The organism is Acinetobacter sp. YH12128, assembly GCF_013418655.1.
GTDB classification, from domain to species: Bacteria; Pseudomonadota; Gammaproteobacteria; order Pseudomonadales; family Moraxellaceae; genus Acinetobacter; species Acinetobacter amyesii.
The window spans coordinates 167,779-182,408 of sequence record NZ_VPBO01000003.1; the positions used below are offsets into that span (position 1 = coordinate 167,779).

Annotated in this window: 12 protein-coding genes; 9 read left to right on the top strand and 3 right to left on the bottom strand. The window is 41.3% G+C overall.

Features of this window, described 5'->3' with window-relative positions:
* Positions 1–157: 157 nt before the first annotated feature.
* The 4 genes from FTU64_RS03910 (at position 158) to FTU64_RS03925 (ending at position 3,228) form a co-directional block, all read left to right on the top strand.
* A complete protein-coding gene (locus FTU64_RS03910) occupies positions 158–505 on the top strand; it encodes a hypothetical protein (protein ID WP_078192079.1) in 348 nt (115 codons plus the stop codon).
* 1 nt (position 506) lies between these two features.
* A complete protein-coding gene (locus tag FTU64_RS03915; protein WP_180059256.1) occupies positions 507–2,258 on the top strand; it encodes a PepSY domain-containing protein in 1,752 nt (583 codons plus the stop codon).
* The gene (locus tag FTU64_RS03920) at positions 2,255–2,593 is read left to right on the top strand and encodes a DUF3325 domain-containing protein (protein WP_180059257.1); all 339 of its coding nucleotides are present in this window, start codon (positions 2,255–2,257) and stop codon (positions 2,591–2,593) included. Before FTU64_RS03915 ends, FTU64_RS03920 begins: the two co-directional genes overlap by 4 nt.
* Before the next feature lie 113 nt (positions 2,594–2,706).
* Positions 2,707–3,228 carry a tetratricopeptide repeat protein gene (locus tag FTU64_RS03925; protein ID WP_180059258.1) on the top strand — a complete coding sequence of 174 codons (522 nt, stop codon included), beginning with the start codon at positions 2,707–2,709 and terminating at the stop codon, positions 3,226–3,228.
* Between the two features lie 55 nt (positions 3,229–3,283).
* On the opposite strand, the gene FTU64_RS03930 is transcribed toward FTU64_RS03925, so the two are convergent.
* The 3 genes from FTU64_RS03930 to FTU64_RS03940 all read right to left on the bottom strand — a co-directional run bounded on the left by FTU64_RS03930 (position 3,284) and on the right by FTU64_RS03940 (position 5,692).
* The gene (locus FTU64_RS03930; protein ID WP_180059259.1) at positions 3,284–3,808 is read right to left on the bottom strand and encodes a cysteine peptidase family C39 domain-containing protein; all 525 of its coding nucleotides are present in this window, start codon (positions 3,806–3,808) and stop codon (positions 3,284–3,286) included.
* A 160-nt stretch (positions 3,809–3,968) separates the two neighbouring features.
* Entirely contained in the window at positions 3,969–4,718 is a 750-nt protein-coding gene (locus FTU64_RS03935; protein WP_180059260.1) for a hypothetical protein, read from the bottom strand.
* Positions 4,719–4,750: 32 nt separating this feature from the next.
* On the bottom strand, positions 4,751–5,692 hold the full coding sequence (locus FTU64_RS03940; RefSeq protein WP_180059261.1) for a DUF4424 family protein: 942 nt from the start codon (positions 5,690–5,692) through the stop codon (positions 4,751–4,753).
* Between the two features lie 271 nt (positions 5,693–5,963).
* Between FTU64_RS03940 and ahcY the strand changes: the two genes are divergently transcribed.
* The 5 genes from ahcY to FTU64_RS03965 all read left to right on the top strand — a co-directional run bounded on the left by ahcY (position 5,964) and on the right by FTU64_RS03965 (position 14,601).
* On the top strand, positions 5,964–7,346 hold the full coding sequence (gene ahcY / locus FTU64_RS03945; RefSeq protein WP_078192086.1) for an adenosylhomocysteinase: 1,383 nt from the start codon (positions 5,964–5,966) through the stop codon (positions 7,344–7,346).
* Between the two features lie 192 nt (positions 7,347–7,538).
* Positions 7,539–8,375 carry a methylenetetrahydrofolate reductase [NAD(P)H] gene (gene metF / locus FTU64_RS03950; RefSeq protein WP_168378282.1) on the top strand — a complete coding sequence of 279 codons (837 nt, stop codon included), beginning with the start codon at positions 7,539–7,541 and terminating at the stop codon, positions 8,373–8,375.
* A 32-nt stretch (positions 8,376–8,407) separates the two neighbouring features.
* Complete coding sequence (locus FTU64_RS03955) at positions 8,408–9,121, top strand: 16S rRNA (uracil(1498)-N(3))-methyltransferase (RefSeq protein ID WP_180059262.1); 714 nt, start codon at positions 8,408–8,410, stop codon at positions 9,119–9,121.
* 183 nt (positions 9,122–9,304) lie between these two features.
* Positions 9,305–12,181, top strand: a complete 2,877-nt coding sequence (locus tag FTU64_RS03960) for an EAL domain-containing protein (RefSeq protein WP_180059263.1) — start codon at positions 9,305–9,307, stop codon at positions 12,179–12,181.
* A gap of 140 nt (positions 12,182–12,321) precedes the next feature.
* Complete coding sequence (locus FTU64_RS03965) at positions 12,322–14,601, top strand: NADP-dependent malic enzyme (RefSeq protein WP_180059264.1); 2,280 nt, start codon at positions 12,322–12,324, stop codon at positions 14,599–14,601.
* The last annotated feature ends 29 nt before the right edge of the window (positions 14,602–14,630 follow it).

Here is a 14,630-nt window from a genome sequence, read left to right on the forward strand (position 1 = left end):
TCGCTATTTTTTCGCCTTTAATTCTCCTCATTTAAATCCATTTCTACTCAGCATGCTGAAAAATCAATAATTTTGTGAATACATTATTCTAATTATTAATAATAATTGTTGTCATTTAGATTAACTTTAATACAATTTCCAAGCGCTTAAGTATTTTATGAATAGCTCACCACCTGAGGCACTCGTGACCCCCCTCACATCTGCGCTGCCTAAAACGCGTAAAGACACCCCCTCTCTTTTGACCTATCGCTTGATGATTTTCTATCGCTTTGCCCTCGCTTTAGTGGGCGGATATGTTGTCGCGATGCTCTCTGCCATCGTGATCGCAGATGTGTTTAGCGAAGACCGTGGAAGTGCAGCCATGAGTGCAACTTTAATTGCGTTTATCCTGTGGAGCTGTGCATTTATTTGGGTCTTTATGGTGAATAAAACCCTCAAAGCAACTTTAGGCATTGTGATCCCTGCGGTGTGTTTGTATGCCATTTACATGATGATGGGAAGCTAAAATGCGTGTTGATGCAAAAGTAGAGGGACCGCGCCAGTCCATGTCTTGGCTGCATACATGGGCTAGCCTAATCTTAGGTTGGTTGCTGTATGCTATTTTCCTGACCGGAACCCTGAGCTTCTTTAAAAATGAAATCAATGTCTGGATGACTCCTGAGCTGCATCAATCTGTTCCAGCCAGTTCACAAGTCCAACAAACTGAAGTCGCACTGAATTATTTACAGCAAAATCATCCGAATGCAGGTGCTTGGAATATTTTGCTGCCGAATACGCGTCAAAATGCCACATTAATTACCGTTCGTGAACAAGGTGAAGACCCTCGCGCACGCCGTGGCGGTAAACAAATCTACATTGATAGTGCTACAGGTGAAGTGCTTGAGCCGCGCGATACACGTGGTGGTAATTTTCTCTATCGTTTCCATTTTGAACTATATGGCATGCCACGTATGTGGACGCGATGGTTTATCGGGATAGCCACACTGTTGATGTTAGTTGCCATCATTAGTGGTGTGATTACTCATAAAAAAATCTTTAAAGATTTCTTTACCTTCCGTTCAGGCAAAGGACAACGTTCTTGGCTCGATGCACATAATGCTACAGCAGTATTTGCGCTTCCCTTCCACATCATGATCACCTTTAGTGGCCTGTTGCTGCTGTTATTTACGATCATGCCTTGGGGGATTGAACGTATTTATGAAAACCGGGGACAATTTTTACAAGAACAAAATCGTGCCTTGGTTCAAGAAAATAAACCTGAAGGACGTGAATCTGCTCAAGGACGCGAAGAACGTGGCGAACGCCCACAGCAAGCCCGTGCCAATTCTGCACAAAACCAAGGCGAAAATCGTGCTGAGGGCCGTGGTGAAGGTCGAGGAGATCGTCGCTCTAAACGTGAAGAGCAACCTATCGTTGCTGCGCCGTTGACCAACTTAGCGCCAATCGTGACCGCAGTTCAGGCTGAATGGAAAACTAATCCTATTAGTACCGTTAGCATCATTGCACCGAATACAGACCAAGCTAAAATTGAGCTACGCGCCTTACATGGTGAAAGTGTTGCATATCGAAATGTCTATGCAAGTAAACAATTTGATGGCGTAACAGGCAAAGACTTAACTGACGAAAGTGCCAAGTTAAAGCATCCTTCTGTACCGATGGGTATTTACAATGTAGTGACCACGCTACATGAAGCACGCGGTGTAGATTTAGCACTACGTTGGCTGCTGTTTATTTCAGGGATTGTAGGCACCCTGATGGTCGCTACAGGTCTCATTCTGTGGTGTGTAAAACGTGCACCGCAACAACAAAAACAAGGCTTTAAATCATTTGGCTACCGCACGGTTGAAGTGACCAATATTGCAGCGATTATTGGTTTACCCATTGCCTGTGCAGCATTTTTCTATGCCAACCGTTTTATTCCCGCACAGCTTGAAAACCGTTCGGAATTAGAAATTCGTAGTTTCTTTATTGTTTGGCTCCTGACGCTCGTTTATGCGATTTTCCGTACGCACCGTCAAGCGTGGCTAGAACTTTTAGCTTTTGCCACAGCAATTTTTGCCTTACTGCCGATTGTAAACTTCATGCCTGGTGGTCAAGCGCTTTGGAATACCATGGCAAATGGCCAATGGATGATTGCATCCTTTGATCTTGCAATGTGGCTTTTGGCTATCTTGTTTGCCTATTCATTTTACAAAGTGAAAAAGCATAAAGGGCTGCCTGTTAAAAAAGCACGTGGCACAAAGGAGGTTGAAGCATGATGTTCTTTCTCCTGATTTGGGCACTGAGTAGCTTAGGTTTTTTTGCCTTGGCATGCAGCATGTCTAAACATCAAAAGCAGTTCTACAAAAAAGAACTAAGTGTGGGCCAAACACGCTTAGCCACGTTAGTCGGCTGGGCGCTATTGATTATTGCCTTGATAATTTGCCTCTCTCTTGGAACGCCGAGCAATAACATCAGTTATTGGTTTGGCGCGCTGACTATTGCGGCTTTATTTGTCGGGCTATGTATTAGTTATATCGCTGAATATTTTTGGAAAATTATTGGTGCATTAGTTGTCATATTTGTATTGTCAGCTGTGTTATTGAAATTTTAATTCTTTAGACAACGATCTCTAAACATTCTCTAAACATTGAAAGCCAATCTTCGGATTGGCTTTTTTCATGCCAACCGATTAGGCTATGCCTATTCTGCTCTTTTGGATTACACATGTCTGAACTTTCGATCTCTCCTGCTTTATATAACCGTGCCATGGCAGGCAATAAAGATGCTCAATTTGAACTGGCTGAAATTTATATGCAAAGTGAAAATGATGAGCATGTTGAACTTGCTGAAGAATGGGCACTCAAAGCAGCTCAATTAGGTCATGTAGAAGCCATGTATTGGCTGGGTGAAGGCTATGCAGTCTATGCCAAAGATATGCTCGAAGAAGATCCTGAAGAATCTAAAACCTATTTTGAACATGCGCACCGCTGGTTAGAACAAGCAGCAAAACATGACCATCCTGCTGCAATTTTAGAACTCGCCAATTTTTACCGTCGCGGCGATGTGGTGGAAAAAGATGTCGCTAAATCCATTGAACTGGTTGAACAATCTGCAAAATTAGGTGAAGTTCAAGCCATGCGTGATTTGGCTTTTATTTATGCCAATGGATTAGGCATCGACGCTGATGAAGAAAAAGCAGATTTTTGGAATGAAAAAGCCAATGCGGCCGAACAGCCCGAAGCTTAAATCACAAAGAAAAAGGCCCATCGTTTGATGGGCTTTTTTCTTTTAACAAAATGGCTCAGCTCGCCATATAGTCATTTACATTCACCGTAATGACTTGTCGGCAAATGCCCTCTGCCCCACGCTGCTGTTCAAATACCTCTGCTGGCATGGCATCAAAACTGTCAAAGAAACTAATTTCAGTTTCGTCAATGTCATATACCAAAGAATGGTTCCCCACGCCCTCTAGAGTATCGTAATACACAATCACAAACTGATTTTGTTCAAAAGCCTGCTGAATTTGTGCATAGCCAATTGCAGGCAATATAGACAGTTCTAATTGGTCTGCTTCTGCATAACTGCGTTTTTCACTGTCCTGCAGCTCAGGATCATGCTCTGTGTAAAACTTTACTTGAAAGCCAAACTTTCTCAGTCCTACAGCTAAACCAATGGTGGTTGTGCCATGCTCTGCCTCATAGCCGCAGACTTCGACCAACTGTTGAACATCCGCATCAATGCCTAAATGCTGCAACAGCATCCATACTGCAAAAATGCCGCCATTGGCTTCAAGATTGGCTAATTCTTCAGGCATTTCCAAAGACATAATAAGAACTCACAACTTAAATCTGCAGTGATAATAAACAAATCAGCGCGATTTGTACGGCAATTTTTATAAACATAGTTATGCCGCATCAAAAAAAATTTATCCCTAGTGCAGAAGTTTTTTAGGACGAAGATGTTTACTCCATATCAGGTTTAGCTTTTTACACCTTTGCCTTAGGCTTAGTCTTACTTTTTTTAGCGGTCTTAGATTCTTTCGAATCAGAAAAGGCATCCCACAGCAAAATGACAACGATAAGAACTAAAACCAAGGACAGCATTTGAAGGCCGTAAATCAGCCATGCAAACCCTGAATTACGAAGTTCAAAATAGTCTTGGTTAAGAAAAAATCGTGATTGATTCGGATTTTGAGTATTTACATACACTGAATACTGCTGCTGATGTATTGCATGCTCAGTTTTGAGTGCTGCTCTGACTTTTAAATCCTGCGACGTTTCAAGAAACCAAAGCATATATTGCGGGTCAAGTTTATCTACAACACCTGTACTTATTTGCTCATTCAGCATGTATTGGTATTGCACTCGCGTATACGCATATTGCAGTGAACGCCTTTGCCTATAATCATCAATTTCAACTTGATTAATATGAACCTGATCTGCCAAAATCCAGTTGGGATGAGTCAGTTGAAATTCTTTAATTTGTAAAAAACTTGAACTAAAAAATATGGCTAAAACAGTGCTATACAAAACAATAAAACTGAGGCCATGACACAACCAGCTCCATGATTTTTTGCTGATAAATCTAAATACTGCATACAGCAAGCCGTACAACATTATTGAAAACAGCAACAAATGCCATTTGTCATTTTCATAGAAAAAAGTATAACAACCATATAAACAGGCACACATTCCCAAGAAATATGCAGCATATGATTTAAATTTTTCTAGGCTCATTACTTTGGTTATATCTCTTGCTGGATTGTGTCTTATGACGGACGTTTACTCACAAAAATAATGTCCAAATCTTGTTTCGGTACAAAATTCTTTTCAACCATTTGAAACTGCGTAGCGCTGATTTTCTTCACTTTACCTGCCCAGCAAAAAGAAACCAGCTCTCCTGCATCACGCTCGATAGTCAGTTTAAAATCTTGAATAGGCTTTGCCCAATTGGCGCCAGTTTTTAAGATATAGCCCAGTGCTTGAAATGGTGCATGCTGTGATTTGGCCTTTCTGAGTCCTGCCTTAAAGTTTTGATCCATACAATAACTTTGATTATATTCATCAGGATATAAAGCCACAGACCCGCCCACCAGCGGTGCATATTGATGCTGTACACGTGTGAGCGCATTGGCTTTAAAAGTTTGCTTCCAGCTGTAAATTACCTGAGATGACCATGAAATGACTTCACTCGGATCTTTGGGCAAAACTTTTTGCAGCGCTGCATTTTTACAGTTTCTAAGCTTTCTCTCAAAAGTTTCATATTCAACATCTTGCCTGCTCCACGGATTCAGCATGTCTTTTTCCGTAAACCCGCATTGCTTAAAACTCTCCGTCATATCAATCGGGGCTGTTTTTTCATCTTTTTGAATAAAAGTGCGCACATGCATTTCAGGCTGAATCATTTTTCCATTCACCTGAACTTTAAAACTTTTTAGCAATTTTTCAGTATTGGCAAAATCAGATTCAAAGAAGTTTTCAACTTTTGGCAGTGGAAAGAGTATGGTTTCAGTCACGTCTTTATTGCTCAGATTTTTAAACTGATAATCGACCTTGATCATTTTTTTACTAATAAATAGGTCTTCACTGAACATTTGAATGTCTTTATTTTTAAGGTACTGCACCCCTCCCGTTGCCACATAGCCTGTTGAATCGTTGGCCGCGACAATAACAGGCCAAAACATCAATAAAGCCATTACGGGTTTAATCATTATTCTTATACTCCTGACCGATTTATGAAATTTAAATATTCGCGACGTAATTTTACAGATCAAAAAACCTATAAGTCAGATATTAAGCATTTTCGGATTGGAACTCACTCTATTTCCAAGTACAATACTGCCCTAGTCGAGGGATGCTGCGACTTTCTTATAGGCACTAAATATAAGATCGCTAGGCTCGACGATTCGGTTGGACACTCGTTCCAATCAACAACGGCATCCGCGAACTGAATGATCAATTGTTTTTATTAAGGAGATCGTGATGAACGCGGTTAATGCTTCATTTACAGATTATAAAGTTGCCGATATTTCACTAGCTGACTACGGCCGTAAAGAAATCAAACTTGCAGAAGCAGAAATGCCAGCCCTAATGGGTCTTCGCAAACGCTATGCCGCGGCTAAACCGCTTGCTGGCGCGAAAATCCTAGGCTGTATCCACATGACTATTCAAACTGCAGTTTTAATTGAAACTCTAGTTGAATTGGGCGCAGAAGTACGCTGGACTTCATGCAACATCTTCTCTACTCAAGACCACGCTGCTGCTGCAATCGCTGCTGCAGGTATTCCTGTATTTGCTTGGAAAGGCGAAACTGAAGAAGAATACATGTGGTGTCTTGAACAGCAAATTAATGTGAATGGTACGCCTTGGGATGCCAACATGATTCTGGATGATGGCGGTGACTTAACTGCACTTGTTCACGAAAAATACCCAGAAGTGATTGCAAAAATCCACGGTATTACTGAAGAAACCACTACAGGTGTTCAACGTCTTTACGAAATGCACCGCGACGGTACTTTAAAAGTTCCAGCGATTAACGTAAATGACTCTGTAACCAAGTCTAAAAATGACAATAAATACGGCTGCCGCCACTCATTAAACGATGCAATCAAACGTGGTACAGATATGCTTTTATCTGGCCGCCGTGCACTTGTAATCGGTTATGGTGACGTAGGTAAAGGTTCTGCTCAATCACTTCGTCAAGAAGGCATGATTGTACGTGTCACTGAAGTTGACCCTATCTGTGCAATGCAAGCATGCATGGACGGTTTCGAAGTTGTTGCTCCGTATAAAAATGGCATTCAAACGGGTAAGAAAGAAGACATCAACCTTGACCTTCTTCAAAATACTGACTTGATCGTAACAACAACTGGTAACTACCACGTATGTGACGCTGCAATGCTTGATTCATTAAAAGCTGGCGCTGTAGTTTGTAACATCGGTCATTTCGATACTGAAATCGACACAAATTACTTACGTGGTTATAAGTGGGTTGAAGTTAAGCCACAAGTTCACCAAGTGTATCGTTCAGAAAATGAAAATGATTACCTTATTCTTCTTTCAGAAGGCCGCTTAGTGAACCTTGGTAATGCAACAGGTCACCCTTCACGTATTATGGATGGTTCTTTTGCTAACCAAGTGTTGGGGCAAATGCACTTGTTCGCTGAAAAATTTGCTGATCTTCCTGAAGATCAAAAACAAGCTGCAATCCGCGTAGAACTTATTCCTAAGAAATTAGACGAAGAAGTTGCTGCGGCAATGGTTGCTGGTTTCGGCGGCGTATTAACGACTTTGACTCAAGAACAAGCGGATTACCTCGGTGTTCAAGTTGAAGGCCCGTTCAAAGCTGAGGCTTATAAATATTAATTGACCCTCACCCCATCCCTCTCCCAGAGGGAGAGGGTGACAGCTTCGTTAAATTGTATTCAGGATTAAAATCTTATCAATTTAATAAGCTGGGTGTTTAACCCTGCATAATTCAGTAATGAATACTCCTCTCCCTTTGGGAGAGGTCAGGGATAGGGTAAACAAATAGTATTTATAAAAAAGGATTTGAACATGTCAAAACAGATTCCTATTTCCTTTGAGTTTTTCCCGACCAAAACTGATGCGGGCGCGGAAAAACTTAAAGTTGTACACCAAGAACTTCAATTATTAAATCCTGAATTTTTCTCTGTAACATATGGTGCAGGCGGTTCTACCCGTGAACGTACTTTGTCTACATTGAACGACTTCAACGGTAAAGGCACACCTGTTGCCCCTCACCTGTCTTGTATTGGTGACAGCAAAGAACGTATTGCCGAATTGCTGGATTTGTATAAGTCACAAGGCATTGACCGTATTGTTGCGCTGCGCGGTGACTTGCCCTCTGGTCAGGTGGGCTTAGGCGAATTGCCTTATGCAACAGATCTTGTGCGTTTCATCCGTGAACATACTGGTGATCACTTCAAAATCGAAGTGGCTGCTTACCCAGAAATGCACCCACAAGCGGACAGCTTTGATCTCGACATCAAACGTTTCTGCGACAAAGCCAATGCTGGCGCTAATGCAGCACTCACCCAGTTCTTCTTTAACCCAGATGCATACTTCTACTTTGTAGAGCGCATTCAAAAAGAAGGCGTAAACATTCCTGTAGCGCCAGGCATTATGCCGATTACCAATGCAAGCAACTTAATCCGCTTTGCTGATGGTACAGGTGCAGAAATTCCTCGCTGGATTCGCAAACAGCTTGCGACTTATGGCGACGACACAGCGTCAATCAAAGCCTTTGGTCATGAAGTGATTGTGAAACTTTGCGAACGCCTGATTGCTGGTGGTGCGCCAAGCCTGCACTTCTACACCATGAATACCACTGACCCTACACGTCAACTTGTGAAAGACCTCGGTCTTGCATAAGACATTTCGACCTTTTTGAGAGTAAAACTTTAATGCCACGTTTTTATATTGAAGCTGATTTAACTGTTGATACGACTGTTGAATTAACGGAAACAGTGTTTCATCACTGGGTAAAAGTTTTACGTGCTCAAGTGGGCGAAACTGCCACTTTGTTCAATGGGCAAGGTGGCGAATACCATGTTGAATTGGTTGAAGTCGCTAAAAAGTCGGCTGCCGTCCAAGTTTTGCAATTCAATCCAAGCAATCGCACACCACATTTTACAGCACTATTGGGTCAAGTGATGAGTAAAGGCGACCGCATGGATTATGCAATTCAAAAAGCGGTGGAACTCGGTGTTTCTGAAATTCAACTACTCATTTCAGAACGTTGTGAAATGCGTTTGAAGTACGATCGTGATCAAAAGAAACTCGACCATTGGCAAAGCATTGCTATTGCTGCATGTGAACAATGTGGTCTCAACATTGTCCCTAAAGTACTTGCGCCCCTTTCCCTTGAAAAATGGTTGGAGAGTGATCTGCCGACAACCAAGTTGGTACTCGCACCCAATAAAGATGAAGTTGATGTATTAGCAGATGCTGACCCGCACTTTGCCTTACTGATTGGCCCTGAAGGTGGCTTGAGCGAAGCCGAGATCAGCGCAGCAAATGAGAAAGGTTTTGTGAACTGGTGTATCGGTGAACGTGTCCTTCGCACAGAAACTGCACCTGTAGTTGCACTTTCAATTTTAAATTATAAATCTATTTAATTTTTACTCGATGGTTCATCTGAAAGCATCAATGATGGCATCCTTGATATTGCTTTTTATTTGTAACGCAATTACCCTAGAGTCAATAAAAACAAATGATTTGTTACTAAGAATAAACAAATACTCTCAGGAACAATACAAATACAACGATCTAAATTTGGTTAAGGCAGGGTTTTTATATTCATGACGTATAAACAAGATGAATATATCAAGCAGTATAATCATACTGCTCAAATTGCGAACACGATTCGCCATAGCCGCTATTTTTTAGTCAGTATTCTGATTATTTGCTTATATATTTTTTCGATATATCAAATTTTTTATAAATCACCATCTTTATATTTCAATATTTGGTTTATTTTTACCGAAGTTTTTGTCAGTTTATGCTGGCTGATTAGCACCGTTTATTTTAAACCTGAACAATATTCACTGATGATTGCGCATCGTTGGCTACAATTTCAGTGTTTTTCAGTCGGTACGCTTATTGCGAGCGGTATCTTTTTAATTTTTTACTATTTACCTGCGACCAATCAAAGCTTTGAACCAATTCAAGCCCTGACACTCTCTGCCCTACTCTTGATCGTGACGCAAACCTTTGGTTTGACCTATTTGACGCAAAAACTTAATTATTTTTGTTTAGCCTTTATCCCGTCTATCGTGCCCTATCTGATTGCACAGTTCTTTTTCTTAGATGGCTCAAATCACTTATTTAGCTTGAGTATTAATTTTGGGCTCATTGTGATTCTAATGTGCGCCATGACGTCATATCGAATTCATCGTCGTGTATCGACTTTACATGCTAAAAATAACCTACTGGTCGATAGTGCCAAGCAACAAGTCAAATGGACTGATGAACTGTGTCAGCAGCTCCAAGATGAAGTCAACAAATCACGAGACATCGAATTACAGCTACAACTGGGTAACCAAATCCTTGAACAGAAAGTTAAAGAGCGGACCTTCGACATTGAGCAAATGAATAAGAATTTAGAAAACCAACAAGCCAATTTAGTCCTTGCGCATGAAATCGCCGGTTTACGTCCTTGGGATTGGAATATCAAAGACCGTAAAATCGTTGTCACCAACTATAAGCAAGAAAAAACCCTTAGACATTCGAAAGAGCATCAGCAACAGTTACAACATGTGATCCATCCTGATGATATCCCTCATTTTAAATCAGCGATGATTCAACATCTACGTGGATTTAAAGACCGTTATGAGGCCACCTATCGGATTCAAAACAGTCAAGGAAAATGGTGTTGGGTACATGATATTGGACGGGTCATTCAACGCGATCCAGATAATCGTAAGCCATTGCGCATGGTCGGTATTCGACGTGATATCCATCAAGAACGGACATCACAAGAACGTTTAAAACTTGCAGCTAGTGTACTCGAACAAGCCGCTGAAGGAATTTTCATTTTAAATGAAGAACTGTGCTATATCGAAGTCAATCCGTTTTACGAACAATTAACCGGATTTAACTACGACCAAATTATTGGCAAACATCTTTTTGATATCACAGCGAATTACAAATCAATTCAACGCAGTATGCACTACTCGATCATTAAACAAGTGCTGAAAATTGGTGAATATGATGGTGAATTGCACGAAAAATTTCTTTCAGGTAAAGAACTGACGCTGTGGATGCATATTAATGCCATTACCGATGATCAAAACCGTGTCACCCATTATATCGGGATCGTTTCAGACCTGACCGAACGTAAATTGCAAGAACAACGCTTATCATATTTAGAAAACTATGACACCTTAACGGATTTACCGAACCGTTTTTATTACAACTATCAACTGCATCAATATTTAGTTTCGCAGCAAGATTCGATTAAACAGTTGGCTGTCATTCGTTTAAACATCGATCGTTTCCGTCCATTAAATGAATATCTCAGCAACAATGGTGGTGATGAACTGTTACGCCAAGTCGCACAGCGTTTACGTCTAACCAATGCCGAAGCTCTGTTTGTCGCACACTTAAATGGCGATGATTTTGCGATTGTGTATGAAATCTCGCACATCCGCCCTTCAGTACAAGAACATTGTGAACGCATCAATAAAGCTTTTAGCATTCCATTTAATATTTTTGGTCAAGACCATGTCATCACCTTATCGATGGGTGTTGCGTTCTATCCTGAGCATGGCCGTCAGTTGGATTATCTGAATAATTGTGCAGAACAAGCGCTAAGCGAAGCAAAAAATTTGGGCGGCAATACCACACGTTATTATTCCAATGAAAATACCGCATTATTAGAGCAAGGGATCTTCTTGGAACGAGACTTGCGTAAAGCCATTCAAAATAATGAGCTGGTGGTGTATTACCAACCGAAGATCAATTTCCGTGATAAAAATATTTATGGTTTTGAAGCCTTAGTGCGTTGGAATCATCCTGAAAAAGGCTTAATACCACCGGGCTTATTTATTCCTCTAGCAGAACAAACCAGTTTAATTTCGGATATTGGGCGTTTTGTCCTGCAAAAAACCGCGCAGCAAATTCGTTTTTGGAACAATTTGGGTTATCAAAATATTTGTGTATCCGTCAATATTGTCGCGCAGCAACTGCGCCGTGGACAATTGTTAAATGATCTTGATGAAGCGATAGATGCCAATCAGATTGATGGTGCCAGTCTGGAACTGGAAATTACAGAATCTTCTTTGGTCGAAAATCTAGATTCAGTACGTGAACTGTTAAATGAAATAAAAAAACGTAAGATCAATATTTCACTTGATGACTTTGGTACGGGCTACTCATCATTATCTTATCTAGCTGATTTCCCAATTGATATCTTAAAAATTGACCGGAGTTTTATCTCTAAAATTGGTGAAAATAAACAATTGGCCATCGTCAGTGCCATGATTGCCATGGGCAAAGCGATGGGCATGACGGTAGTCGCTGAAGGGATTGAAACCGAACAACAGTTACAGTATCTACAAGACTTAGAATGTGACATTGCTCAAGGCTATTTTTTCTCTAAGCCATTGCCACAAGAAGAGGCAACCGTGTTCCTTGAAAATAATATCTCTTCGCCTGCTTATACATACTTAATATAAGTCACTATGCCTGAGCTATAAGATTGTCTGAAAAAGACGCGACTTCGACTGTCCCAACTGTGCAACTAATGTTATATTCAAGCGGATAAAGCAAGCATTGCAGCTTTATATTGGATAAACAAAACACAATCGAGATACAGATGGACGATCAATCTTTAAAACAGCAGGCTTTGTATTATCACGAATTTCCAACTCCGGGGAAAATCAGCGTTACACCAAGCAAACAATTGGTCAACCAACACGATTTAGCCCTCGCATACTCGCCAGGTGTCGCTGCACCTTGTTTAGAAATTGAACGCGACCCATCTACTGCTGCACTTTACACAGCGCGCGGTAATCTTGTTGCTGTAGTCAGTAACGGTACAGCCGTACTAGGCTTAGGTAACATTGGTCCTTTAGCGTCAAAACCTGTTATGGAAGGTAAAGGCGTTCTATTCAAAAAATTCGCTGGTGTTGATGTTTTTGACATTGAGATTGCTGAAAACGATCCAGACAAAATCGTAGATATCGTTGCAGCATTAGAACCTACTTTCGGTGGTATCAACCTTGAAGACATCAAGGCCCCAGAGTGTTTCTACATCGAGCAAAAACTTCGTGAACGCATGAATATTCCTGTGTTCCATGATGACCAACACGGTACATCAATCATTGTGGGTTCTGCATTACTCAATGCACTTCAACTCAATGGCAAAAAAATTGAAGAAATCAAAATTGTCGCTTCTGGCGCAGGTGCTGCTGCCCTTTCATGTTTGAACTTACTTTGTGCACTTGGCGCGAAAAAAGAAAACATCGTTGTGGCAGATTCACGCGGTTTATTGACCACTAAACGTGAAGGCTTGGATGAGTCGAAAAAGGCATACGTTCAAGACATCGAAGGCTCTCAGCTTGCTGATGTAATGGAAGGTGCGGACATGTTCCTTGGTCTTTCTGCAGCAGGTATTTTGACCAAAGAAATGGTTAAAGTCATGGCGAAAGATCCGATTATCTTTGCCCTTGCTAACCCAGACCCTGAAATTCTTCCTGAACATGCACATGAAGCACGTCCAGACGTGATTATGGCAACAGGTCGTTCAGACTATCCAAACCAAGTGAACAATGCACTTTGCTTCCCTTATATTTTCCGTGGTGCACTAGATGTTGGCGCAACTACGATTAATGAAGAGATGAAGATTGCTTGTGTACATGCGATTGCTCGCATGGCGCATGTCGAAGCTGATGCTGCATCGTATGGTGAAAAATCTGCTTCATTTGGTCGTGATTACCTCATTCCCCGCCCATTAGATCAACGTTTGATTCTTGAAATTGCACCTGCAATTGCACAAGCAGCGATGGATTCTGGTGTTGCAACTCGTCCGATTCAAGACTTCTCTGCATATCGTCAACGTTTATCTGAATTCGTCTACAACTCTGCGTTTATGATGAAACCAATTTTTGCGCAAGCGAAAACTGATCCGAAACGCATTGCATATGCTGAAGGTGAAGATTTACGTGTACTTCGCGCGGTGCAAATTGCTGTTGATGAAGGTTTAGCAAAACCAATTCTTGTCGGTCGTCCTGCAGTCATTGAAGCGAACATCAAGAAATTAGGTCTACGTCTTGAAGACGGCGTGAACATCACTATCGTCGATCAAGAGAAAAACCCTGATTACGATAAGTTTGCTGACGATTACTACAGCATCATGCAACGTAAAGGTGTAACACCTGAATACGCTCAGCGTGAAGCACGTCGTCGCTCTACCCTGATCGCTGCAATGCTGGTTCGTCATGGTGTGGCTGACGGTATGCTATGTGGTACTTATTCTAGCTATGACATTCACTTAGACTTCGTCAGCAATGTGATTGGGCTAAAAGAAGGCCGTAATAACTTCTTCACGCTGAATGCATTGATGCTTGAAGACCGTAACTTGTTTATTGCCGACACTTACATTAACCGTAACCCAACAGCTGAACAGCTTGCTGAAATGACTATTTTAGCGGCTGAAGAAGTCCGCCGTTTTGGTATTACGCCGCGTGTAGCATTGCTTTCTCACTCAAGTTTCGGTTCTGACCAAAATGATCCTAGCGCTCAAAAAATGCGTAAGGTTTATGATATTTTGTCAGAAATTGCACCTGAGCTTGAAGTTGAAGGTGAAATGCATGGTGATGCCGCATTAGATGAAAATATTCGTCATTTCGCATACCCGAACTCACGTTTTAAAGGTTCTGCGAACTTGCTGATTATGCCTAATCTGGATGCAGCGAACATTTCGTTCAACTTGTTGAAATCAACTTCAGGTAGTAACGTGACGATTGGCCCAATTCTTTTGGGTGCTGCAAAACCCGTTCATATTTTAACGCCAACAGCGACAACTCGCCGTTTAGTGAATATGACTGCATTGACTGTTGCAGAGATTCAAGAAAACGAAAAATTAACACTCTAATTTAGTTGACCTGAACACACTTTGTGACT

What these genes read in the sequence shown, in the direction of transcription:
- FTU64_RS03910 (WP_078192079.1), top strand. Translation starts at nt 158, where the DNA reads ATGAATAGCTCACCACCTGAGGCACTCGTGACCCCCCTCACATCTGCG.
- FTU64_RS03915 (WP_180059256.1), top strand. Translation starts at nt 507, where the DNA reads ATGCGTGTTGATGCAAAAGTAGAGGGACCGCGCCAGTCCATGTCTTGG.
- FTU64_RS03920 (WP_180059257.1), top strand. Translation starts at nt 2,255, where the DNA reads ATGATGTTCTTTCTCCTGATTTGGGCACTGAGTAGCTTAGGTTTTTTT.
- FTU64_RS03925 (WP_180059258.1), top strand. Translation starts at nt 2,707, where the DNA reads ATGTCTGAACTTTCGATCTCTCCTGCTTTATATAACCGTGCCATGGCA.
- FTU64_RS03930 (WP_180059259.1), bottom strand. Translation starts at nt 3,808, where the DNA reads ATGTCTTTGGAAATGCCTGAAGAATTAGCCAATCTTGAAGCCAATGGC.
- FTU64_RS03935 (WP_180059260.1), bottom strand. Translation starts at nt 4,718, where the DNA reads ATGAGCCTAGAAAAATTTAAATCATATGCTGCATATTTCTTGGGAATG.
- FTU64_RS03940 (WP_180059261.1), bottom strand. Translation starts at nt 5,692, where the DNA reads ATGATTAAACCCGTAATGGCTTTATTGATGTTTTGGCCTGTTATTGTC.
- ahcY (WP_078192086.1), top strand. Translation starts at nt 5,964, where the DNA reads ATGAACGCGGTTAATGCTTCATTTACAGATTATAAAGTTGCCGATATT.
- metF (WP_168378282.1), top strand. Translation starts at nt 7,539, where the DNA reads ATGTCAAAACAGATTCCTATTTCCTTTGAGTTTTTCCCGACCAAAACT.
- FTU64_RS03955 (WP_180059262.1), top strand. Translation starts at nt 8,408, where the DNA reads ATGCCACGTTTTTATATTGAAGCTGATTTAACTGTTGATACGACTGTT.
- FTU64_RS03960 (WP_180059263.1), top strand. Translation starts at nt 9,305, where the DNA reads ATGACGTATAAACAAGATGAATATATCAAGCAGTATAATCATACTGCT.
- FTU64_RS03965 (WP_180059264.1), top strand. Translation starts at nt 12,322, where the DNA reads ATGGACGATCAATCTTTAAAACAGCAGGCTTTGTATTATCACGAATTT.